Annotated in this window: 26 protein-coding genes; 23 read left to right on the top strand and 3 right to left on the bottom strand. The window is 38.6% G+C overall.

Going from position 1 to position 15268, the window contains the following annotated elements; translation table 11 throughout:
* The first annotated feature begins 159 nt into the window (after positions 1–159).
* Together CEQ83_RS16230 and CEQ83_RS16225 are read left to right on the top strand one after the other, a co-directional pair.
* A complete protein-coding gene (locus CEQ83_RS16230) occupies positions 160–660 on the top strand; it encodes a CBO0543 family protein (protein WP_115654403.1) in 501 nt (166 codons plus the stop codon).
* A 38-nt stretch (positions 661–698) separates the two neighbouring features.
* Positions 699–1310: a CBO0543 family protein gene (locus tag CEQ83_RS16225; protein WP_115654402.1), complete on the top strand. Its 612-nt coding sequence runs from the start codon at positions 699–701 to the stop codon at positions 1308–1310.
* 29 nt (positions 1311–1339) lie between these two features.
* Here CEQ83_RS16225 and CEQ83_RS16220 read toward each other — a convergent pair whose 3' ends face one another.
* A complete protein-coding gene (locus tag CEQ83_RS16220) occupies positions 1340–1678 on the bottom strand; it encodes a hypothetical protein (RefSeq protein ID WP_014459189.1) in 339 nt (112 codons plus the stop codon).
* A gap of 246 nt (positions 1679–1924) precedes the next feature.
* Here CEQ83_RS16220 and CEQ83_RS16215 point away from each other — a divergent pair, with 246 nt between their 5' ends.
* The 20 genes from CEQ83_RS16215 (at position 1925) to gvpU (ending at position 13027) form a co-directional block, all read left to right on the top strand.
* Positions 1925–2089, top strand: coding sequence for a hypothetical protein (locus CEQ83_RS16215; RefSeq protein ID WP_228123012.1), 165 nt, complete (start codon positions 1925–1927; stop codon positions 2087–2089).
* Positions 2090–2121: 32 nt separating this feature from the next.
* A complete protein-coding gene (locus tag CEQ83_RS16210) occupies positions 2122–2322 on the top strand; it encodes a hypothetical protein (protein WP_115654400.1) in 201 nt (66 codons plus the stop codon).
* Between the two features lie 87 nt (positions 2323–2409).
* Entirely contained in the window at positions 2410–2748 is a 339-nt protein-coding gene (locus CEQ83_RS16205; protein ID WP_154973800.1) for a zinc ribbon domain-containing protein YjdM, read from the top strand.
* A gap of 202 nt (positions 2749–2950) precedes the next feature.
* Entirely contained in the window at positions 2951–4195 is a 1245-nt protein-coding gene (gene gltP / locus CEQ83_RS16200; protein WP_029715022.1) for a glutamate-aspartate/proton symporter GltP, read from the top strand.
* Between the two features lie 253 nt (positions 4196–4448).
* On the top strand, positions 4449–4928 hold the full coding sequence (locus CEQ83_RS16195; protein ID WP_155017398.1) for a DUF2798 domain-containing protein: 480 nt from the start codon (positions 4449–4451) through the stop codon (positions 4926–4928).
* A gap of 191 nt (positions 4929–5119) precedes the next feature.
* On the top strand, positions 5120–5605 hold the full coding sequence (locus CEQ83_RS16190; RefSeq protein WP_154973796.1) for a general stress protein: 486 nt from the start codon (positions 5120–5122) through the stop codon (positions 5603–5605).
* 449 nt (positions 5606–6054) lie between these two features.
* Complete coding sequence (gvpA, locus tag CEQ83_RS16185) at positions 6055–6315, top strand: gas vesicle structural protein GvpA (protein ID WP_013058000.1); 261 nt, start codon at positions 6055–6057, stop codon at positions 6313–6315.
* Positions 6316–6375: 60 nt separating this feature from the next.
* Positions 6376–6861 (top strand): GvpT/GvpP family gas vesicle accessory protein, encoded by a 486-nt coding sequence (gene gvpT / locus CEQ83_RS16180; RefSeq protein ID WP_155017397.1) that lies wholly within the window; start codon positions 6376–6378, stop codon positions 6859–6861.
* A 25-nt stretch (positions 6862–6886) separates the two neighbouring features.
* Positions 6887–7360: a gas vesicle protein GvpQ gene (gene gvpQ, locus CEQ83_RS16175; protein WP_033580316.1), complete on the top strand. Its 474-nt coding sequence runs from the start codon at positions 6887–6889 to the stop codon at positions 7358–7360.
* A gap of 19 nt (positions 7361–7379) precedes the next feature.
* Positions 7380–7646: a gas vesicle structural protein GvpA gene (gvpJ, locus tag CEQ83_RS16170; RefSeq protein ID WP_013057997.1), complete on the top strand. Its 267-nt coding sequence runs from the start codon at positions 7380–7382 to the stop codon at positions 7644–7646.
* 74 nt (positions 7647–7720) lie between these two features.
* A complete protein-coding gene (gvpO, locus tag CEQ83_RS16165) occupies positions 7721–7987 on the top strand; it encodes a gas vesicle protein GvpO (RefSeq protein ID WP_028414534.1) in 267 nt (88 codons plus the stop codon).
* Positions 7988–8015: 28 nt separating this feature from the next.
* Positions 8016–8942 (top strand): gas vesicle protein GvpN, encoded by a 927-nt coding sequence (gene gvpN / locus CEQ83_RS16160; RefSeq protein ID WP_028414533.1) that lies wholly within the window; start codon positions 8016–8018, stop codon positions 8940–8942.
* Between the two features lie 14 nt (positions 8943–8956).
* Entirely contained in the window at positions 8957–9724 is a 768-nt protein-coding gene (locus CEQ83_RS16155) for a GvpL/GvpF family gas vesicle protein (protein ID WP_028414532.1), read from the top strand.
* Position 9725: 1 nt separating this feature from the next.
* Entirely contained in the window at positions 9726–9992 is a 267-nt protein-coding gene (locus CEQ83_RS16150; protein ID WP_013084016.1) for a gas vesicle protein GvpG, read from the top strand.
* Positions 9993–10802 carry a GvpL/GvpF family gas vesicle protein gene (locus CEQ83_RS16145; RefSeq protein ID WP_028414531.1) on the top strand — a complete coding sequence of 270 codons (810 nt, stop codon included), beginning with the start codon at positions 9993–9995 and terminating at the stop codon, positions 10800–10802. It begins immediately after the preceding gene.
* Positions 10803–10819: 17 nt separating this feature from the next.
* The gene (locus CEQ83_RS16140; protein ID WP_028414530.1) at positions 10820–11110 is read left to right on the top strand and encodes a gas vesicle protein; all 291 of its coding nucleotides are present in this window, start codon (positions 10820–10822) and stop codon (positions 11108–11110) included.
* Positions 11061–11345 carry a gas vesicle protein K gene (locus tag CEQ83_RS16135; protein ID WP_028414529.1) on the top strand — a complete coding sequence of 95 codons (285 nt, stop codon included), beginning with the start codon at positions 11061–11063 and terminating at the stop codon, positions 11343–11345. The genes CEQ83_RS16140 and CEQ83_RS16135 overlap by 50 nt, the downstream gene beginning before the upstream one ends.
* 21 nt (positions 11346–11366) lie before the next feature.
* A complete protein-coding gene (gene gvpJ, locus CEQ83_RS16130; RefSeq protein ID WP_028414528.1) occupies positions 11367–11669 on the top strand; it encodes a gas vesicle protein in 303 nt (100 codons plus the stop codon).
* A 36-nt stretch (positions 11670–11705) separates the two neighbouring features.
* Entirely contained in the window at positions 11706–12587 is an 882-nt protein-coding gene (gene gvpT, locus CEQ83_RS16125) for a YtxH domain-containing protein (protein ID WP_028414527.1), read from the top strand.
* 23 nt (positions 12588–12610) lie between these two features.
* Positions 12611–13027 (top strand): gas vesicle accessory protein GvpU, encoded by a 417-nt coding sequence (gene gvpU / locus CEQ83_RS16120; RefSeq protein ID WP_013057987.1) that lies wholly within the window; start codon positions 12611–12613, stop codon positions 13025–13027.
* Positions 13028–13057: 30 nt separating this feature from the next.
* Here gvpU and CEQ83_RS16115 read toward each other — a convergent pair whose 3' ends face one another.
* Complete coding sequence (locus CEQ83_RS16115) at positions 13058–13957, bottom strand: AraC family transcriptional regulator (RefSeq protein WP_155017396.1); 900 nt, start codon at positions 13955–13957, stop codon at positions 13058–13060.
* A 108-nt stretch (positions 13958–14065) separates the two neighbouring features.
* Between CEQ83_RS16115 and CEQ83_RS16110 the strand changes: the two genes are divergently transcribed.
* On the top strand, positions 14066–14986 hold the full coding sequence (locus tag CEQ83_RS16110; RefSeq protein ID WP_099000387.1) for a DMT family transporter: 921 nt from the start codon (positions 14066–14068) through the stop codon (positions 14984–14986).
* A gap of 34 nt (positions 14987–15020) precedes the next feature.
* On the opposite strand, the gene CEQ83_RS16105 is transcribed toward CEQ83_RS16110, so the two are convergent.
* Positions 15021–15236 carry a hypothetical protein gene (locus CEQ83_RS16105; RefSeq protein WP_028414524.1) on the bottom strand — a complete coding sequence of 72 codons (216 nt, stop codon included), beginning with the start codon at positions 15234–15236 and terminating at the stop codon, positions 15021–15023.
* Between the last annotated feature and the right edge of the window lie 32 nt (positions 15237–15268).

Below are 15268 nucleotides of genomic sequence, written 5' to 3'. Positions count from 1 at the left end.
GAACTTAGGGATTATGTACGGGAAATTTACATTAGACTCTGCTGCGTATCTTTATAAATTAACATAAGCAATAATTGAGCATGGTTAGAACAACCGTCTTAAGCTGCCAATCGACACGAAGGTATACTAACAACACTTGGTGAAAGGAGCGAAAAGGTTATGAGAAATAAAAAATTTGAAGTGAATTTTTTACGTACAATGCTGATTATAGGACTGGGAATGCTCCCTTTTTTATTTAGAAAACCACCGATCAAAGACTGGCTGCTGGCTTATGCATTTAATGCATTAACAAATGGTATTATTGATAAATTTATTGTCTCTCACGGCCTTCTTCGATATCCAACTCGCTTGCTGAAAAAACAGTTTAGAATTAATGTGTTGTTCGACTTTTTACTGTATCCTAGCATATCCGTTATGATTAATCAGGCTACGTATCACGATAAAGGGTTAAAGATTTTATATAAAATTGTGCTTTTTACGATTCCCATGTTTTTTATTGAATTATGGGCTGAAAAACGAACGAAGCTCATCGAGTGGAAAACAGGGTGGATGTGGTACCACACCTTTACTAGCGTAACATTAAAATCGTATCTTAACCGGCTGCTGATTGGATGGATTCGGAAAATTGAAAAGAAGCAGGACGAAACGAAAATAAAATAACATTGGTTCTAAAAACGACGTTAGAGAGGTGAACAAAGGTGCATATTTCTATCCTTCTATGGCTGATTTTTCAAAATATCCAAAAGAAAACGTGGAAAAAAATTCACGAGCTTTATGCTGGGGTTTTATACGTGAGCTTTTTTAATATTCTTTATTACTTTTTATGTAACGATAAGTTGCTTTGGGATTTTAAATCTTCTCATCTTTCATTAAAAGTACTGCGTATTTTACACCTTATGTTTATTACGCCTCTCATGGTTTTGTCGTTCTTAGCTACTTATCCGCCTACACTTCTTAAACAGGTGAAGTATATTACAAAATGGGTATGTACAGCTTCATTTGTAGAATGGATTGGACTTAGGTGTAAGGCTATTACATTTAGGCACGGATGGCATTTAGGGTGGTCAGCACTTATTTATGTAATGATGCTTATCTTTTCGAGATGGTTTCAAAAAAAGCCTTTTGTGGTCTTGCTGCTCTCGGTTTTTGCAACAGTAGTTCTCAGCATTATTTTTAAAGTTCCCGTGAGCAAACGGATGCTAAAACATCCGCTGAAACGAATATTGACTCGGCCTTTAAAAGATCATGTGACTCAAGCTGTTGCGAATAAAGTAAGGCGAAAATGCCTGCTTCTCAAGCTGTTCTCGTAAGTTCCTGCTCTCTGTAAAGAGCAGGTTTTTTAGCTTACTGGAGGAATAACGTCCGTCAGCAACAGAATGAAAAAAATCAGGCCCACTCCCGTAAAGCTTAAAGAAGCAAGAAAATAAGCCGTCCAACGCAAACGAAACGAATTATGTTCAATATTGGCTCCAGACATTAACCTCATGGAGTGAGTGTTATAGTGAGAATGAGCGCTGTTGCTTCCGCTGCTTGAAAACCAAAAAGTTAAAACTGAAAACAAAAGTCCGCTAAAAAACATAAGCTCAATAAAGCGGATAGACAAAAATGATGAGCATGCATAGGTTAATCCAGCTTCAATAAGCAGGGTAATAACAAAAATAAGCTGAGTTCTCTTCAAAAAATTTCCCCCTTTTTTTCTCTATGTCTACTTTTCATTATACAATAATTTACATGTGTAAAAAGTCTCAAAAATTCTTTTATTATGATATAATGGTAATTATTGTATGTTTAAAAAGGGTATTCAAAGCCCGTACGCATCACGATTAGAAGCTCTTTTATAACGATGACACTGATGATATACGCTGCGATTAGTTTCAACTACGTAGAATGAAAGTGAGGAATATCTATGGACTTAGGAGAGACTGTGATTGCAATACTAGCAGCGGGAGCACTACTGTTATACGCTACGCTAGAGCTTTGGTTTGCGCCTCGTAATTCTTCCTTTTTTAAAGGGTGGAAGCAAAAACTAGCCGTCATTTTACCGTTATACGGCGTTACATTTGGCATATGGTTCGCGTTTTTTTCATAACAAAAAAGTCTTACAAAAAGGAGGAATGAAAAATGGAAATCAATTCATACCTCATTCGGTTTTCATGTATGCTGATGCTCATGTTTGGGGGAATATTTATTATTCGGTATGTAAAAACAGGGGACTTTTATTTAGATCAGCTTCTTGTCTTTGGAGCGGGTTTTGTTCTGTTTATCGGCTCACTTATTTGGAAAAGAAAACATCAGCAGCAAGGAAATAGAAAAGCTTGTTAAACGTATAAAATTGTGACAGTATAAAACAGATAAAAAACGTAATCTCGTGACCGTACTATTGTTTACGAGCTGGTGGAGGAAAAGAAAATGAATGTACCTAATTGTCCAAGCTGTCAATCACAGTATACATATGAAGATGGAAGCCTGTTTGTCTGCCCGGAGTGTGCGCATGAATGGGGACAAGATGAAAAAGCAGAAAGCACGGAAGAACAGCTTACTGTAAAAGATGCAAACGGTAATGCTTTAAAAGACGGAGATTCAGTTACTGTCATCAAAGACTTAAAAGTAAAAGGAAGCTCATTGGTTGTAAAAATCGGAACGAAAGTAAAAAGCATTCGTTTAGTAGAAGGCGATCATAACATCGACTGCAAAATTGACGGATTTGGAGCCATGAGCTTAAAATCTCAGTTTGTGAAAAAAGCATAACAATTAAAAAAAGCCAGGATGAAGAAGACTTTCATTCTGGCTTTTTTTTATGTATTTTAAGGAACAAGGTGAAATATATAGACCATTTTGTCTATTTTAGAAGGAATCTAGCTAAATGTCCCGAATTTACTTAAAGTGTCTGAGAACTTGGATATTAATGGAACTGATGTCCGTTTCATGAAGACAAAGGGGAGGGAGAAATGTGAAAAAATTTTTAGCGTTTCAAATTTTAATTGCATTAGTAATTGGAGCTGTTATCGGGCACTTTTTTCCGGACTTCGGGATGGCTTTAAGACCGGTAGGGGACGGGTTTATCCGCCTCATTAAAATGATTGTGGTGCCGATTGTCTTTTCAACCATCGTCATAGGTGCTGCGGGAAGCGGCAGTATGAAACAAATGGGGAGTCTAGGGTTAAAGACGATTATTTGGTTTGAAATTATTACTACCATCGTATTAGGAATCGGTCTGCTGTTAGTGAATTTGCTAAAGCCCGGAGTAGGCCTCGATCTTTCTCATCTTGTTAAAAAAGATATCGGTGAATTGTCTCAGTACACCGACAAAGTCGTGGACTTTAAACAAATGATTTTGAACATCATTCCAACGAATATCGTAGATGTGATGGCAAAAAATGATTTGCTGGCCGTGATTTTCTTTGCTATTTTATTCGGTGTTGCTGCCTCAGGAGTTGGTAAAGCATCCGAACCTGCCATGAAGTTTTTTGAATCCACCGCTAAAATTATGTTTAAATTAACGCAAATTGTTATGGTCACAGCGCCTCTTGGTGTACTAGCGCTAATGGCTGCATCTGTGGGGCAATACGGCATTGTACTTCTGCTTCCAATGCTGAAACTAATTGGAACCGTCTTTTTAGGTCTTTTTATTATTTTATTTGTTTTATTTCCGCTTGTTGGATTTTTGTTCAAGTTCAACTACTTTGAAGTATTCAAAATGATTTGGGATTTGTTTCTTATTGCGTTTTCAACAACAAGTACAGAAACGGTTCTGCCACAGCTGATGGAGCGTATGGAAAAGTACGGATGTCCTAAACGAGTGGTGTCGTTTGTTATTCCGTCCGGCCTGTCGTTAAACTGTGATGGATCTACTTTGTATTTATCCGTTTCATGCGTCTTTTTAGCACAGGCTTTTAATATTGACATGCCCTTAACTCAGCAATTATTTATGATGCTTATACTCGTAATGACAAGTAAAGGAATTGCGGCTGTCCCGTCAGGTTCACTTGTTGTGCTTTTAGCAACAGCCAACGCAGTAGGTCTGCCGGCTGAAGGAGTGGCAATCATTGCAGGAGTAGACCGCATCATGGATATGGCCAGAACAGGAGTCAATGTTCCAGGTCACGCCATTGCCTGTATTGTCGTCTCAAAATGGGAAAAAGTATTTCGAACCCAAACGCCAATTCCGCCTGCATCTCACACGGAATCTCTATAAAACCAACCCCCGCTTTAGCTCATAGAGCGGGGGTTTTTTCTTAAATCATTAACGATGTAGACTAGAGTAATTTGTCATACTCAGCCCTACTCAAAAAAAGAGGACGCGCCGCTTAAGTCTAAAAAAAGCCCTGTGACTGTTTTTTGGTCACAGGGCTTTTTTTTAGATGAATGTTCACAAATTGTTCACTTACGAAGAAGGAAGATAAAAAGCTATACTAAGCCAAGTAAAAAAGATGAAAAGGATGAGAAATATGCCCACAACTAAAAAAGAAAGTATGTATTTTGGAATGATGATGTGCGGAGGGATGGTGCTTGTGATGACGATGTATAACATGTTCATAAATGATGTCATCGGGCATATCACACTTGCAGAAGGTATTTTAAACTTGGTTATCACATTTGTAGTTGCCATGGCTGTCGAAACTTTCTTAGTAGGTCCCGTAGCAAAAAAAGTAGCATTTTCACTGCCGTTTGATAAGTCTAAACAGTTAAAAGTCGTGTTGATTTTATCATCATGCATGGTTATTGGAATGGTGCTTTCCATGTCTGTATATGGATTAATTACGATGTCACTTACGAAAGGTTTAGACGGAGAGCCGATTCTTTTAAGCTATGCATTTATCGTTATGAAAAACTTTATCGTAGCCTATCCGCTTCAGCTTCTCATTATGGGACCTTTAGTTCGCGGATTGTTTATGAAATTTGTGAAAAAGAATCGGGCAACGGCTTAAGCCAAAACCCTAAGAACGCCTATTTTCTTAGGGTTTTGTTGTGCAAAGCTGCTCGGTAAGAAGAGAAGAAAGTCACTAAATGAAAAGTGATGTAGGGCCATTTATTTAAGAATAGAGAAGACCTCTTACTCTCTAAAACGTTTCAAAGCCATGCTCCCGGGTACACACAACATTAATGAGGAGGAGATAGTATGAAAGCAAAAGCAAAGAATGTTGTGGGGGTATATGAAACGGAACAAGAAGCAATTCATGCTGTAGAGAATTTAAAAAAAGAAGGATACGCATCAGAAGAAATATCTATTATCGGTAAACATAAAAAGACCAAAAAAGTTCAGAAAGAAACGAATACAAAAGCAGAAGGGGCAGCAACTGGAGCGCTTACCGGAGGTACGTTAGGGAGCTTGACCGGCATATTAGCAGGTGCCGGTGCTCTTGCAATCCCGGGAATAGGCCCAATTGTAGCGGCTGGTCCGATTGTAGCTACATTAACAGGTGCAGCAGCTGGTGCGAGTGTAGGAGGTCTGTCTGGTATTTTAGTCGGTATGGGAATTCCAAAACAGCAGGCCGAGCACTATAATGATTCAGTCAAAGAAGGCAGCCTGCTTGTTTTAGTAGACAAAGAAGACTCAGATCATGATGGAAACCCGAAAGCGCCTTTAACCGGAATGATTTTATAGAACTTATTATGTATAGGAGAAAGCTGTCGCAGTGCGGCAGCTTTTTTTATGCGCTGGTTTTATTTAAGAGAACTACATGCACAATAATATTCCATAATAGTTAAAAATATCAAAGTATTTGAGGGTAACCTGAAAGATAATATGCCTTAAATTATAATGTAATATTATTGTAACAATAATGTATTTATTGTTTTATTTTGGAATTTGAGTTTCGATAAAAGCTTTAACAACGGGATTTACGCGCAAAATACATCCATAAATTAACTGTAAACTATTATACGAAGTAGAATAATTTTCTAATTATTTTTCAAGAATTAATTTTTAGCAAATTATTCATGTTTGAAAGAGGACTAAAAAGTATATTTCAAAAGTATGTTTACTAAAAAAGTTAAGCAGGTTGTTTAGTAGCATCATTCATTTAGTTAAATCTCGAAAGGAGCTGCTAAAAAATGAGTATTCAAAAAAGTACAGACAGTTCAAGTTTAGCAGAAGTAATTGATCGAATTCTAGACAAAGGAATTGTCATCGATGCTTTTGCTCGAGTATCACTCGTAGGAATTGAAATTTTAACGATTGAAGCACGAGTCGTTATTGCAAGTGTCGATACGTGGCTTCGCTACGCAGAAGCGGTCGGGTTATTAACCGACAAAGTAGAGGAAGAAGGGCTGCCTGGCCGAACAGAGGAGCGAGGAGCAGGGCTTAGTTTTTAAGTCTTTTAATCGTAAGAAAATTCATTAAATAAATAATAATAAGAGAAAAGAGGATGAAACATGTCAACAACTGATAAGAATGTACAAAGTGAAAAACAAGAAAATCAGCAGCAGGAAGAAAAAACGCAAAACTCTTTGAATCTTGCCATTTTAGGAGGCGTAGTAGGAGCGGGAATTGGACTTCTTTCAAGTCCGCAAACGAGTAAAAAAGTACTCAGTCGCTTAGGACAATCAGAAATTGTACGTGCGACGGGACAAGAGTTAAGAAAAAACGCACAGGATATTTTAACGCAGCAAGCGATGGGAGCGTTAAGACAGACAGCTACAGGCTATCTTGAAAAAGACAATTTAAGCAAGCTGCTGGCATCTAAAAAGAAAAAAGAAGAAACATCAAATGAACAGGGAGATTCGCAGGAAGAAGTCAGCGCAAGCGCAGAAATGGAAACGTCTCAGTACGAAGAGTTAAAAGAAGAAAATAAAAATATGAACGATCAGCTGCAGCGCATTGAAGAGATGCTAAACAAACTCATGGACGCGAAGAAGTAAGATATCCGTCCTGAAGGGGAATTTCATGGATAAAAAAGATGTGGAGAAAGCAGCCTTAAAAGCAGGAAAAAAAATAGTGGAGCACACGCCTGAACCTGTTAAGGAAAAAGTAGAAGAAAAGGTTAAAGAAAAAGCGAAAGAAAAGTTTGTCGAAAAAACCGAAGGGAAACTGCAGGAAAAAGCGGATGAAGCGTCAGAAAAACTGCAGGAAACGAAAGAAAAAAATGCCCAAAAGGTACACGGCAAAGGAGAAGACGCAAAAGAAAAGCTTCAAGACGTCTTATTATCAGTAAAAGATAAGCTTAGCGATGTGAAAGAAGCTGGAGAAGACTTTCAAGAAAAAGTTTCTTCTTCAGACGATAAAGATAAGTCAAAAAACAAGCGGAAAATAAAAGGCGTAAATCAGATTAAAAAAGCAACGGATATTAAAAGCTCTACTAAGATTAAAAGTTCCAATGATATTAAATCATCTACAGATTTAAAAACAATGGGATCATAAGCGAAAGGAGAAATGGGATATGTCTATTCAAAAAAGTACTAATAGTTCAAGTTTAGCAGAAGTAATTGACCGTATTTTAGATAAAGGAATTGTTATTGATGCTTTTGCAAGAGTGTCTGTTGTAGGGATTGAAATTTTAACAATTGAAGCGCGAGTGGTTATTGCCAGTGTTGATACATGGTTACGCTATGCAGAAGCAGTAGGGCTTCTTCGTGACGACGTAGAAGAAAACGGCCTTCCTGAACGTTCAAATTCAAGTGAAGGACAGCCGCGTTTTAGTATTTAATATGAAGTGGTATGGAACCTTCCTTTTTGAGGGTGGTTCCAGCTTTTAGATCTAACTATTGGAGGCTACTAAAGATGGAAATTAAAAAAATTATGCAAGCCGTGAACGACTTTTTTGCTGAAAACGTAGCTCCTCCTCATAAAATTACCTCGGTGGAAGCTACTGAAGATGAAGGCTGGAGAGTTATTGTTGAAGTCATTGAAGAACGAGAATATATGAAAAAATACGCCAAAGATGAAATGCTTGGAACATACGAGTGCTTTTTAAATAAAGAAAAAGAAGTCATTTCATTCAAACGACTCGACGTCAGATATAGAAGCGCCATTGGCATTGAAGCATAAACGATAAGATGGCAGGAGGAACGTAAAAATGACCGTCTTAACAGACAAAAGGAAAAAAGGCAGTGGCGCTTTTATACAAGATGACGAGACAAAAGAGGTTCTTTCAAGAGCGCTGAGCTATTTAAAATCCGGCTATTCCATTCATTTTACAGGCCCTGCCGGCGGAGGCAAAACCTCTTTAGCACGAGCGCTTGCTAAAAAGAGAAAGCGTCCTGTAATGCTGATGCACGGGAATCACGAGCTCAACAACAAAGATTTAATTGGCGATTTTACGGGCTATACGAGCAAAAAAGTAATCGACCAGTATGTTCGTTCTGTTTATAAAAAAGATGAACAAGTAAGTGAAAACTGGCAGGATGGACGGTTGCTTGAAGCCGTAAAAAACGGCTATACGCTGATTTACGACGAATTTACTCGGTCTAAGCCTGCGACGAATAATATCTTTCTATCAATATTAGAAGAAGGCGTGCTGCCGCTGTATGGAGTGAAAATGACCGATCCTTTTGTACGCGTGCACCCCGATTTCCGCGTCATCTTCACAAGCAACCCAGCTGAGTATGCTGGCGTGTATGATACGCAAGATGCGCTTCTTGACAGGTTAATTACTATGTTTATTGATTATAAAGACATCGACAGAGAGACAGCGATTTTAACGGAGAAAACGGACGTAGAAGAAGACGAAGCGCGCACAATTGTAACGCTCGTAGCAAACGTGCGAAACCGCTCTGGAGACGAAAACAGCAGCGGACTTAGCCTGCGGGCTTCGCTTATGATCGCTACCCTTGCTACGCAGCAAGACATTGCTATCGATGGAGATGATGAAGATTTTCAAACGTTATGTATGGATATTCTGCATCATTCGCTTACCAAATGTTTAGACGAGAAAAATGCAAAAAGCAAAGCCGAAAAAATCATTTTAGAAGAGTGTAAGAATATAGACACTGAAGAAAAGTAAAGGAGCTTGAAAACATGAGTGAAACAAACGAAACGGGCATTTATATTTTTAGCGCCATTCAAACGGATAAAGACGAAGATTTTGGATCGGTAGAAGTAGAAGGAACAAAAGCTGAAACGTTTTTGATTCGCTACAAAGACGCGGCTATGGTAGCAGCTGAAGTGCCGATGAAAATTTATCATCCTAATCGCCAAAATTTATTAATGCATCAACACGCAGTAGCAGCGATTATGGACAAGAACGATACGGTTATTCCAATCAGCTTTGGGAATGTATTCAAATCAAAAGAAGACGTAAAAGTTCTTTTAGAAAACCTTTATCCGCAGTTTGAAAAGCTGTTTCCAGCGATCAAAGGAAAAATTGAAGTCGGCTTAAAAGTAATTGGGAAAAAAGAATGGCTTGAGAAAAAAGTGAACGAAAATCCTGAACTTGAAAAAGTATCAGCATCCGTAAAAGGAAAATCAGAAGCAGCCGGTTATTATGAGCGTATTCAGCTTGGAGGAATGGCTCAAAAGATGTTTACTTCCCTGCAAAAAGAAGTCAAGACAGATGTGTTTTCTCCGCTTGAAGAAGCAGCGGAAGCAGCAAAAGCAAATGAGCCGACGGGCGAAACGATGCTTTTAAACGCTTCTTTCTTAATTAACCGAGAAGATGAAGCGAAGTTTGATGAAAAAGTGAATGAAGCGCATGAAAACTGGAAAGACAAAGCCGATTTTCATTACAGCGGTCCTTGGCCTGCTTATAACTTTGTGAACATTCGCCTAAAAGTAGAAGAGAAATAACGTGCTTCACAAATTAGTAACCGCACCTATTAACCTTGTAGTGAAAATCGGCGAGAAAGTACAGGAAGAAGCTGATAAACAGCTATATGACCTTCCGACGATTCAGCAAAAACTCATTCAGCTTCAAATGATGTTTGAGCTTGGTGAAATTCCGGAAGAAGCGTTTCAAGAAAAAGAAGATGAATTGTTAATGAGGTACGAAATCGCGAAACGCAGAGAAATTGAACAATGGGAAGAGCTGACAAAAAAAAGAAATGAGGAATCCTAGATGGGAGAATTACTGTATTTATACGGTTTAATTCCAACAAAAGAAGCAGCAGCCAGAGAGCCGTTTCCATCTTATAAAGGGTTTGACGGAGAACATTCACTGTACCCAATAACGATTGATCAGGTGACGGCTGTCGTTTCTAAGCTGGATGCTGACGCCTATTCAGAAGAAGTGATTAAAGAAAAAATGGAGCAGGATATGAGCTGGCTGCAGGAAAAAGCATTTCATCATCACGAAACGGTAGCCGCTTTGTACGAAGAATTTACGATCATTCCATTAAAATTTTGCACCATTTATAAAAGTAAAGAAAGTCTGCAAGCAGCTATTGAGCTTAACAAAGAAAAGCTAGAGAATTCACTGACGCTGCTTCAAGGAAATGAAGAGTGGAACGTGAAGATTTACTGTGATGATAAAGAGCTTAAAAAAGGAATCAGCGAAACGAATGAAAGCGTGAAAGCGAAAAAAGAAGAAATTAGTCACTTATCACCAGGAAGACAGTTTTTTGAAAAGAAAAAAATAGATCAGCTGATTGAAAGAGAATTAGAACTTCACAAAAACAAAGTGTGTGAAGAGATACATGACAAGCTCAAAGAACTGTCGCTTTATGACTCTGTTAAAAAGAATTGGAGCAAGGACGTAACGGGCGCGGCTGAACAAATGGCGTGGAACAGCGTGTTTCTTCTTCCGTCTCTGCAGATCACTAAGTTTGTAAACGAAATAGAAGAGCTTCAGCAAAAGCTTGAAAATAAAGGCTGGAAATTTGAAGTGACGGGACCATGGCCGCCCTATCATTTCTCGAGCTTTGCGTAAAGTGAGGAATTAACATTATGTCTCTTAAACAATCTATGGAGAATAAAGATATTGCTCTTATTGATATTTTAGATGTCATTTTAGATAAAGGAGTCGCCATTAAAGGAGACTTAATCATTTCCATAGCCGGCGTCGATTTAGTGTATTTGGATTTGCGGGTGCTTATTTCTTCGGTTGAAACGCTGGTGCAAGCAAAAGAAGGAAATCGCAAACCCATCACTTCTGAACAATTTGATAAACAAAAGGAGGAATTACTGGATGCAACCGGTCAGCCAAGCAAATGGACGAATCCACTTGGATCCCGATAAAGCTGAACAAGGCTTAGCGCAGCTTGTGATGACAGTTATTGAGCTATTGAGGCAAATCGTTGAACGTCATGCCATGAGGCGGGTGGAGGGTGGAACGTTGACGGACGAACAAATTGAAAACTTAGGAATTGCACTAATGAACTTGGAAGAAAAAATGGACGAGTTGAAAGAGGTGTTCGGTCTGGACGCAGAAGATTTAAATATTGATCTTGGACCGCTAGGCAGCCTGCTTTAAGCGGTCAGTGGGAGGAACAGTATGGCAGTCGAACATAATATGCAGTCAAGTACGATTGTAGATGTGCTCGAAAAGATTTTGGATAAAGGAGTCGTCATAGCGGGGGACATCACCGTAGGAATTGCAGATGTCGAGCTATTAACGATAAAGATCCGCTTGATTGTGGCTTCGGTTGATAAAGCAAAAGAAATCGGCATGGACTGGTGGGAAAATGATCCCTATCTCAGTTCAAAAGGAGCCAATAGTAAAGCGCTCGAAGAAGAAAATAAAATGCTGCATGAGCGGTTAAAAACGCTTGAAGAAAAAATAGAAACAGAACGTTAAAAACTGTACGCTACTTAAAAAATGGAGGGATTTACAATGGCAACTGAAACAAAATTAGATAACACACAGGCAGAAAACAAGGGAAATAAAAATACGGAAAACGGTTCAAAAGAAAAGAACGATTCAAAAGCAAGCAAAGCAACAAGCAGCGGGCCAATCAAACGAGCGGTCGCAGGAGGCATCATCGGTGCAACGATTGGATATGTATCGACTCCTGAAAATCGAAAAAGTCTCCTTGACCGCATTGATACAGACGAATTAAAAAGCAAAGCATCTGATTTAGGAACAAAGGTGAAAGAAAAATCAAAAAGCAGCGTGGCCAGCCTGAAAACATCTGCGGGAAGCTTGTTTAAAAAAGATAAAGATAAATCAAAAGATGATGAAGAAAACGTAAATTCTTCTAGTAGCGAAACAGAAGACGATAACGTTCAAGAGTACGACGAGTTAAAAGAAGAAAACCAAACGCTTCAAGACCGTTTATCACAGCTTGAAGAAAAAATGAACATGCTTGTTGAGCTTAGCCTCAATAAAAATCAAAATGAAGAAGCGGAAGATACAGATTCCGACGAAGAAGAGAACGATGAGAACGAGGAAAACGAGCAGGACGATGAAAACGAAGAAGAAACATCTAAGCCTCGTAAAAAGAACAAAAAAGAAGAGGAGCAAGAAGAGGAAGAAGAAAGTGAAAGTGACGAAGACAGCGAGGAAGAAGAGGAAGATTCTCGTTCAAACAAAAAAAATAAAAAAGTAAAAACAGAAGAAGAAGACGAAGAAGAGGAAAGTGAAGAAGAAAAAAAGGAAGCGAAACCAAAAAAGTCAACAGCTAAAAAATCAAAAAATACAAAAGCAAAGAAAAACACGGATGAAGAAGATGATGACGCAACATCTCTTTCTAGTGAAGACGATACAACAGCCTAAGACGTAAAGGAGGAAAGAAATACATGAGTACAGGCCCTTCTTTTTCAACTAAAGACAATACGCTTGAATACTTTGTGAAAGCTTCTAATAAACACGGCTTTTCACTTGATATTTCATTAAATGTAAACGGCGCTGTGATTTCCGGTACCATGATTTCAGCAAAAGAATACTTTGATTACTTAAGCGAAACGTTTGAAGAAGGCAGTGAAGTGGCTCAGGCGCTAAGCGAACAATTCTCTTTAGCAAGCGAAGCGAGCGAATCAAACGGAGAAGCAGAAGCCCATTTTATTCATTTGAAAAATACAAAGATCTACTGTGGAGACAGTAAGTCTACTCCTTCAAAAGGAAAGATCTTTTGGAGAGGAAAAATAGCAGAAGTAGACGGATTCTTCTTAGGGAAGATTTCTGATGCAAAATCAACGAGTAAAAAGAGTTCATAAAAAACGGCGGGGTGATTGCCCCGCCGTTTTTTAGTGATGTGATGAGATGTGCAGCTTCTTTTTTCGATACATGAGCGGAGTCATCTTCATTTCTTTTCGAAACTGATTAATAAAATAGCTTGTACTATTAAATCCTACTTGATAGGCGACGTCCGTCACATTTGCTTCTGCTTGCTGCAGCATAACTAAGCTTTGCTGAATTCGATAGTTTAATACATAGGTCAAAGGCGATTTTTTTAACATTTTCTTGAAATATCGACAGCATTCAGAACGGCTTAATTGTCCCGCTTTGGCAATATCATCGAGCGTAATCTTTTCAGCAAAGTGCAAATGAATCCAATTCAGCATTTGCTTCATCCGCTGATTTTTGATCATTTCTTTTTCGTTGTATTTTAGCTGCAACCCGTTAAGAATTACATTTTTCCAAAGTATGCTGAGTTCAGAGGCAATCTCTATTTCATAGTGGAGCGGCTGCTTATGGATCCATGTGTATATCTTATGTATAGAATCTAACACGTTATTCCCCCAGGCTTGCTTTGGACTGATGAATAAATGTGATAGATTCGTTGCATGAATGTAGGGATAAACGTAATTTGTGAAAAGTTCTTGCGGCACAAGAAAATGAGGAGAAACATTTAAGCAAATGTACACGCAGCCAGATTTGTTTATGTCTTCAGCCATATGAAGACATTCGCTGTTAATAAACAGTCCGTAGCCTTGTTTTACAGTCACTGTTTTTTCATTTATTTGAAAAGACGCATTACCTTTTATAACCAATACAAATTGAAGCTCATCATGCCAGTGAAGAGGGATGTAGCCGTTTATGTGATCACTGATTGTTGTTTGATAACATGCTACTGGCAGCTCAACGGTGCGATGGGTCGTTAGCTCTTTTAAGTTTTCATCAATTTTAAAATGGGCTGCTGGCATACATGGTCACCTCAATATATTTATATTTTTTAATGCAATATGCGTATTTCCTGCCCCGTTTTTCACTTATTATAACACTATTCTTATAATAAAAGTGAGGGATGAAAGATGAACGATCTCAGCAGAAAAAAAGGGTTCTTTTTTGTAACAACGGGAGCTATATGTTGGGGGATGGGAGGAACGGTTGCTCAAAAGCTTTTTCAAGAATTTGAAATCAGTGTAGACTGGCTTGTTTCAGTACGGCTGCTCACTGCGGGTTTTTTGCTGTTAATGATTTCATGTATAAAAAGGAATCGTTCTCACGTACTTGGAGTATGGAAGAACCGAAAGTCAGCTTTTCAGCTCGTCGTTTTTGCCATAGTTGGTATGCTTGCCGTTCAGTATACGTATATGGCTTCTATTAAGCACGGAAATGCAGCAGTAGCTACGCTGCTGCAGTATTTATCACCGGTGATGATTATCATTTATTTGCTTTTGCGCAAGCAGTCTATATTTACGCGACAAGACGTCATCACTGTTCTGCTGGCACTGGGGGGCTGCTTTTTTTTATTAACAAACGGCTCTATTTCTCAGCTGTCTGTTCCTGTATCTGCCGTTGTTTGGGGAGTGCTGTCAGGCGTAGCGGCTGCTTTTTATACGCTGTATGCAGTTCCGCTGATCAAAAAGTACAGTTCGCTTGTCATCGTTGGCTGGTCAATGGTAATTGGGGGAAGCGTAATGAGCTTTATTCATCCTCCTTGGGAAGCGTCAAGCTTATCACCAATAACCTGGGGATATATTTTATTTGTCATTATTTTTGGCACGATGCTTGCTTTTTGGTTTTATGTAGAAAGTCTGCAAAGTCTTTTACCTAAAGAAACGAGTTTGCTTGGAAGTTTAGAGCCTTTAGCCGCTGTTATCACAACCGTTGTTTGGCTGAAAGAGCCTTTTGGTTTTTATCAATGGATGGGCACAGCTTGTATTATTGGATTAGTTTTATTACTCACACGAACGAAACAAGTATCTTCTGAGACGACACTTTCAGCATAAATGGGGGCTTGCTAAAAGAAGAAGCAAACCAATGTCACTTTGCCGCCGAATCTGTAGAAACTCGTTTGACTTTTAAAATCTTTACATATTGAATAAACACTCTTTCTTTTGTAGAGACATTTAATTTAGCAAGTCTTGATGCGTCATCTCGGTTTTTAGCAGCTTCTACTACAAAAGTTCCTTTGATTTTGGCTTCATCTTTTAGAACGGAATAATGTATTTCAAATTGTTTTGTTTTCGTTTTCTCCATGGTGATAAACTCCTTTGCCTGATAAATTAATG

It is taken from the genome of Priestia megaterium (assembly GCF_009497655.1).
Classification (GTDB): domain Bacteria; phylum Bacillota; class Bacilli; order Bacillales; family Bacillaceae_H; genus Priestia; species Priestia zanthoxyli.
This window is presented reverse-complemented; position numbering and strand designations above follow the sequence as displayed.

Bases quoted from the DNA above. Each gene is read 5' to 3' on its own strand.
- gvpT (WP_028414527.1), top strand. From the start codon at position 11,706: ATGGCAACTGAAACAAAATTAGATAACACACAGGCAGAAAACAAGGGA.
- gvpN (WP_028414533.1), top strand. From the start codon at position 8,016: ATGACCGTCTTAACAGACAAAAGGAAAAAAGGCAGTGGCGCTTTTATA.
- gvpA (WP_013058000.1), top strand. From the start codon at position 6,055: ATGAGTATTCAAAAAAGTACAGACAGTTCAAGTTTAGCAGAAGTAATT.
- CEQ83_RS16190 (WP_154973796.1), top strand. From the start codon at position 5,120: ATGAAAGCAAAAGCAAAGAATGTTGTGGGGGTATATGAAACGGAACAA.
- CEQ83_RS16205 (WP_154973800.1), top strand. From the start codon at position 2,410: ATGAATGTACCTAATTGTCCAAGCTGTCAATCACAGTATACATATGAA.
- CEQ83_RS16210 (WP_115654400.1), top strand. From the start codon at position 2,122: ATGGAAATCAATTCATACCTCATTCGGTTTTCATGTATGCTGATGCTC.
- gvpJ (WP_013057997.1), top strand. From the start codon at position 7,380: ATGTCTATTCAAAAAAGTACTAATAGTTCAAGTTTAGCAGAAGTAATT.
- gvpT (WP_155017397.1), top strand. From the start codon at position 6,376: ATGTCAACAACTGATAAGAATGTACAAAGTGAAAAACAAGAAAATCAG.
- CEQ83_RS16155 (WP_028414532.1), top strand. From the start codon at position 8,957: ATGAGTGAAACAAACGAAACGGGCATTTATATTTTTAGCGCCATTCAA.
- gvpO (WP_028414534.1), top strand. From the start codon at position 7,721: ATGGAAATTAAAAAAATTATGCAAGCCGTGAACGACTTTTTTGCTGAA.
- CEQ83_RS16230 (WP_115654403.1), top strand. From the start codon at position 160: ATGAGAAATAAAAAATTTGAAGTGAATTTTTTACGTACAATGCTGATT.
- CEQ83_RS16145 (WP_028414531.1), top strand. From the start codon at position 9,993: ATGGGAGAATTACTGTATTTATACGGTTTAATTCCAACAAAAGAAGCA.
- gvpJ (WP_028414528.1), top strand. From the start codon at position 11,367: ATGGCAGTCGAACATAATATGCAGTCAAGTACGATTGTAGATGTGCTC.
- CEQ83_RS16105 (WP_028414524.1), bottom strand. From the start codon at position 15,236: ATGGAGAAAACGAAAACAAAACAATTTGAAATACATTATTCCGTTCTA.
- CEQ83_RS16140 (WP_028414530.1), top strand. From the start codon at position 10,820: ATGTCTCTTAAACAATCTATGGAGAATAAAGATATTGCTCTTATTGAT.
- CEQ83_RS16135 (WP_028414529.1), top strand. From the start codon at position 11,061: ATGCAACCGGTCAGCCAAGCAAATGGACGAATCCACTTGGATCCCGAT.
- CEQ83_RS16115 (WP_155017396.1), bottom strand. From the start codon at position 13,957: ATGCCAGCAGCCCATTTTAAAATTGATGAAAACTTAAAAGAGCTAACG.
- CEQ83_RS16195 (WP_155017398.1), top strand. From the start codon at position 4,449: ATGCCCACAACTAAAAAAGAAAGTATGTATTTTGGAATGATGATGTGC.
- gvpU (WP_013057987.1), top strand. From the start codon at position 12,611: ATGAGTACAGGCCCTTCTTTTTCAACTAAAGACAATACGCTTGAATAC.
- gvpQ (WP_033580316.1), top strand. From the start codon at position 6,887: ATGGATAAAAAAGATGTGGAGAAAGCAGCCTTAAAAGCAGGAAAAAAA.
- CEQ83_RS16110 (WP_099000387.1), top strand. From the start codon at position 14,066: ATGAACGATCTCAGCAGAAAAAAAGGGTTCTTTTTTGTAACAACGGGA.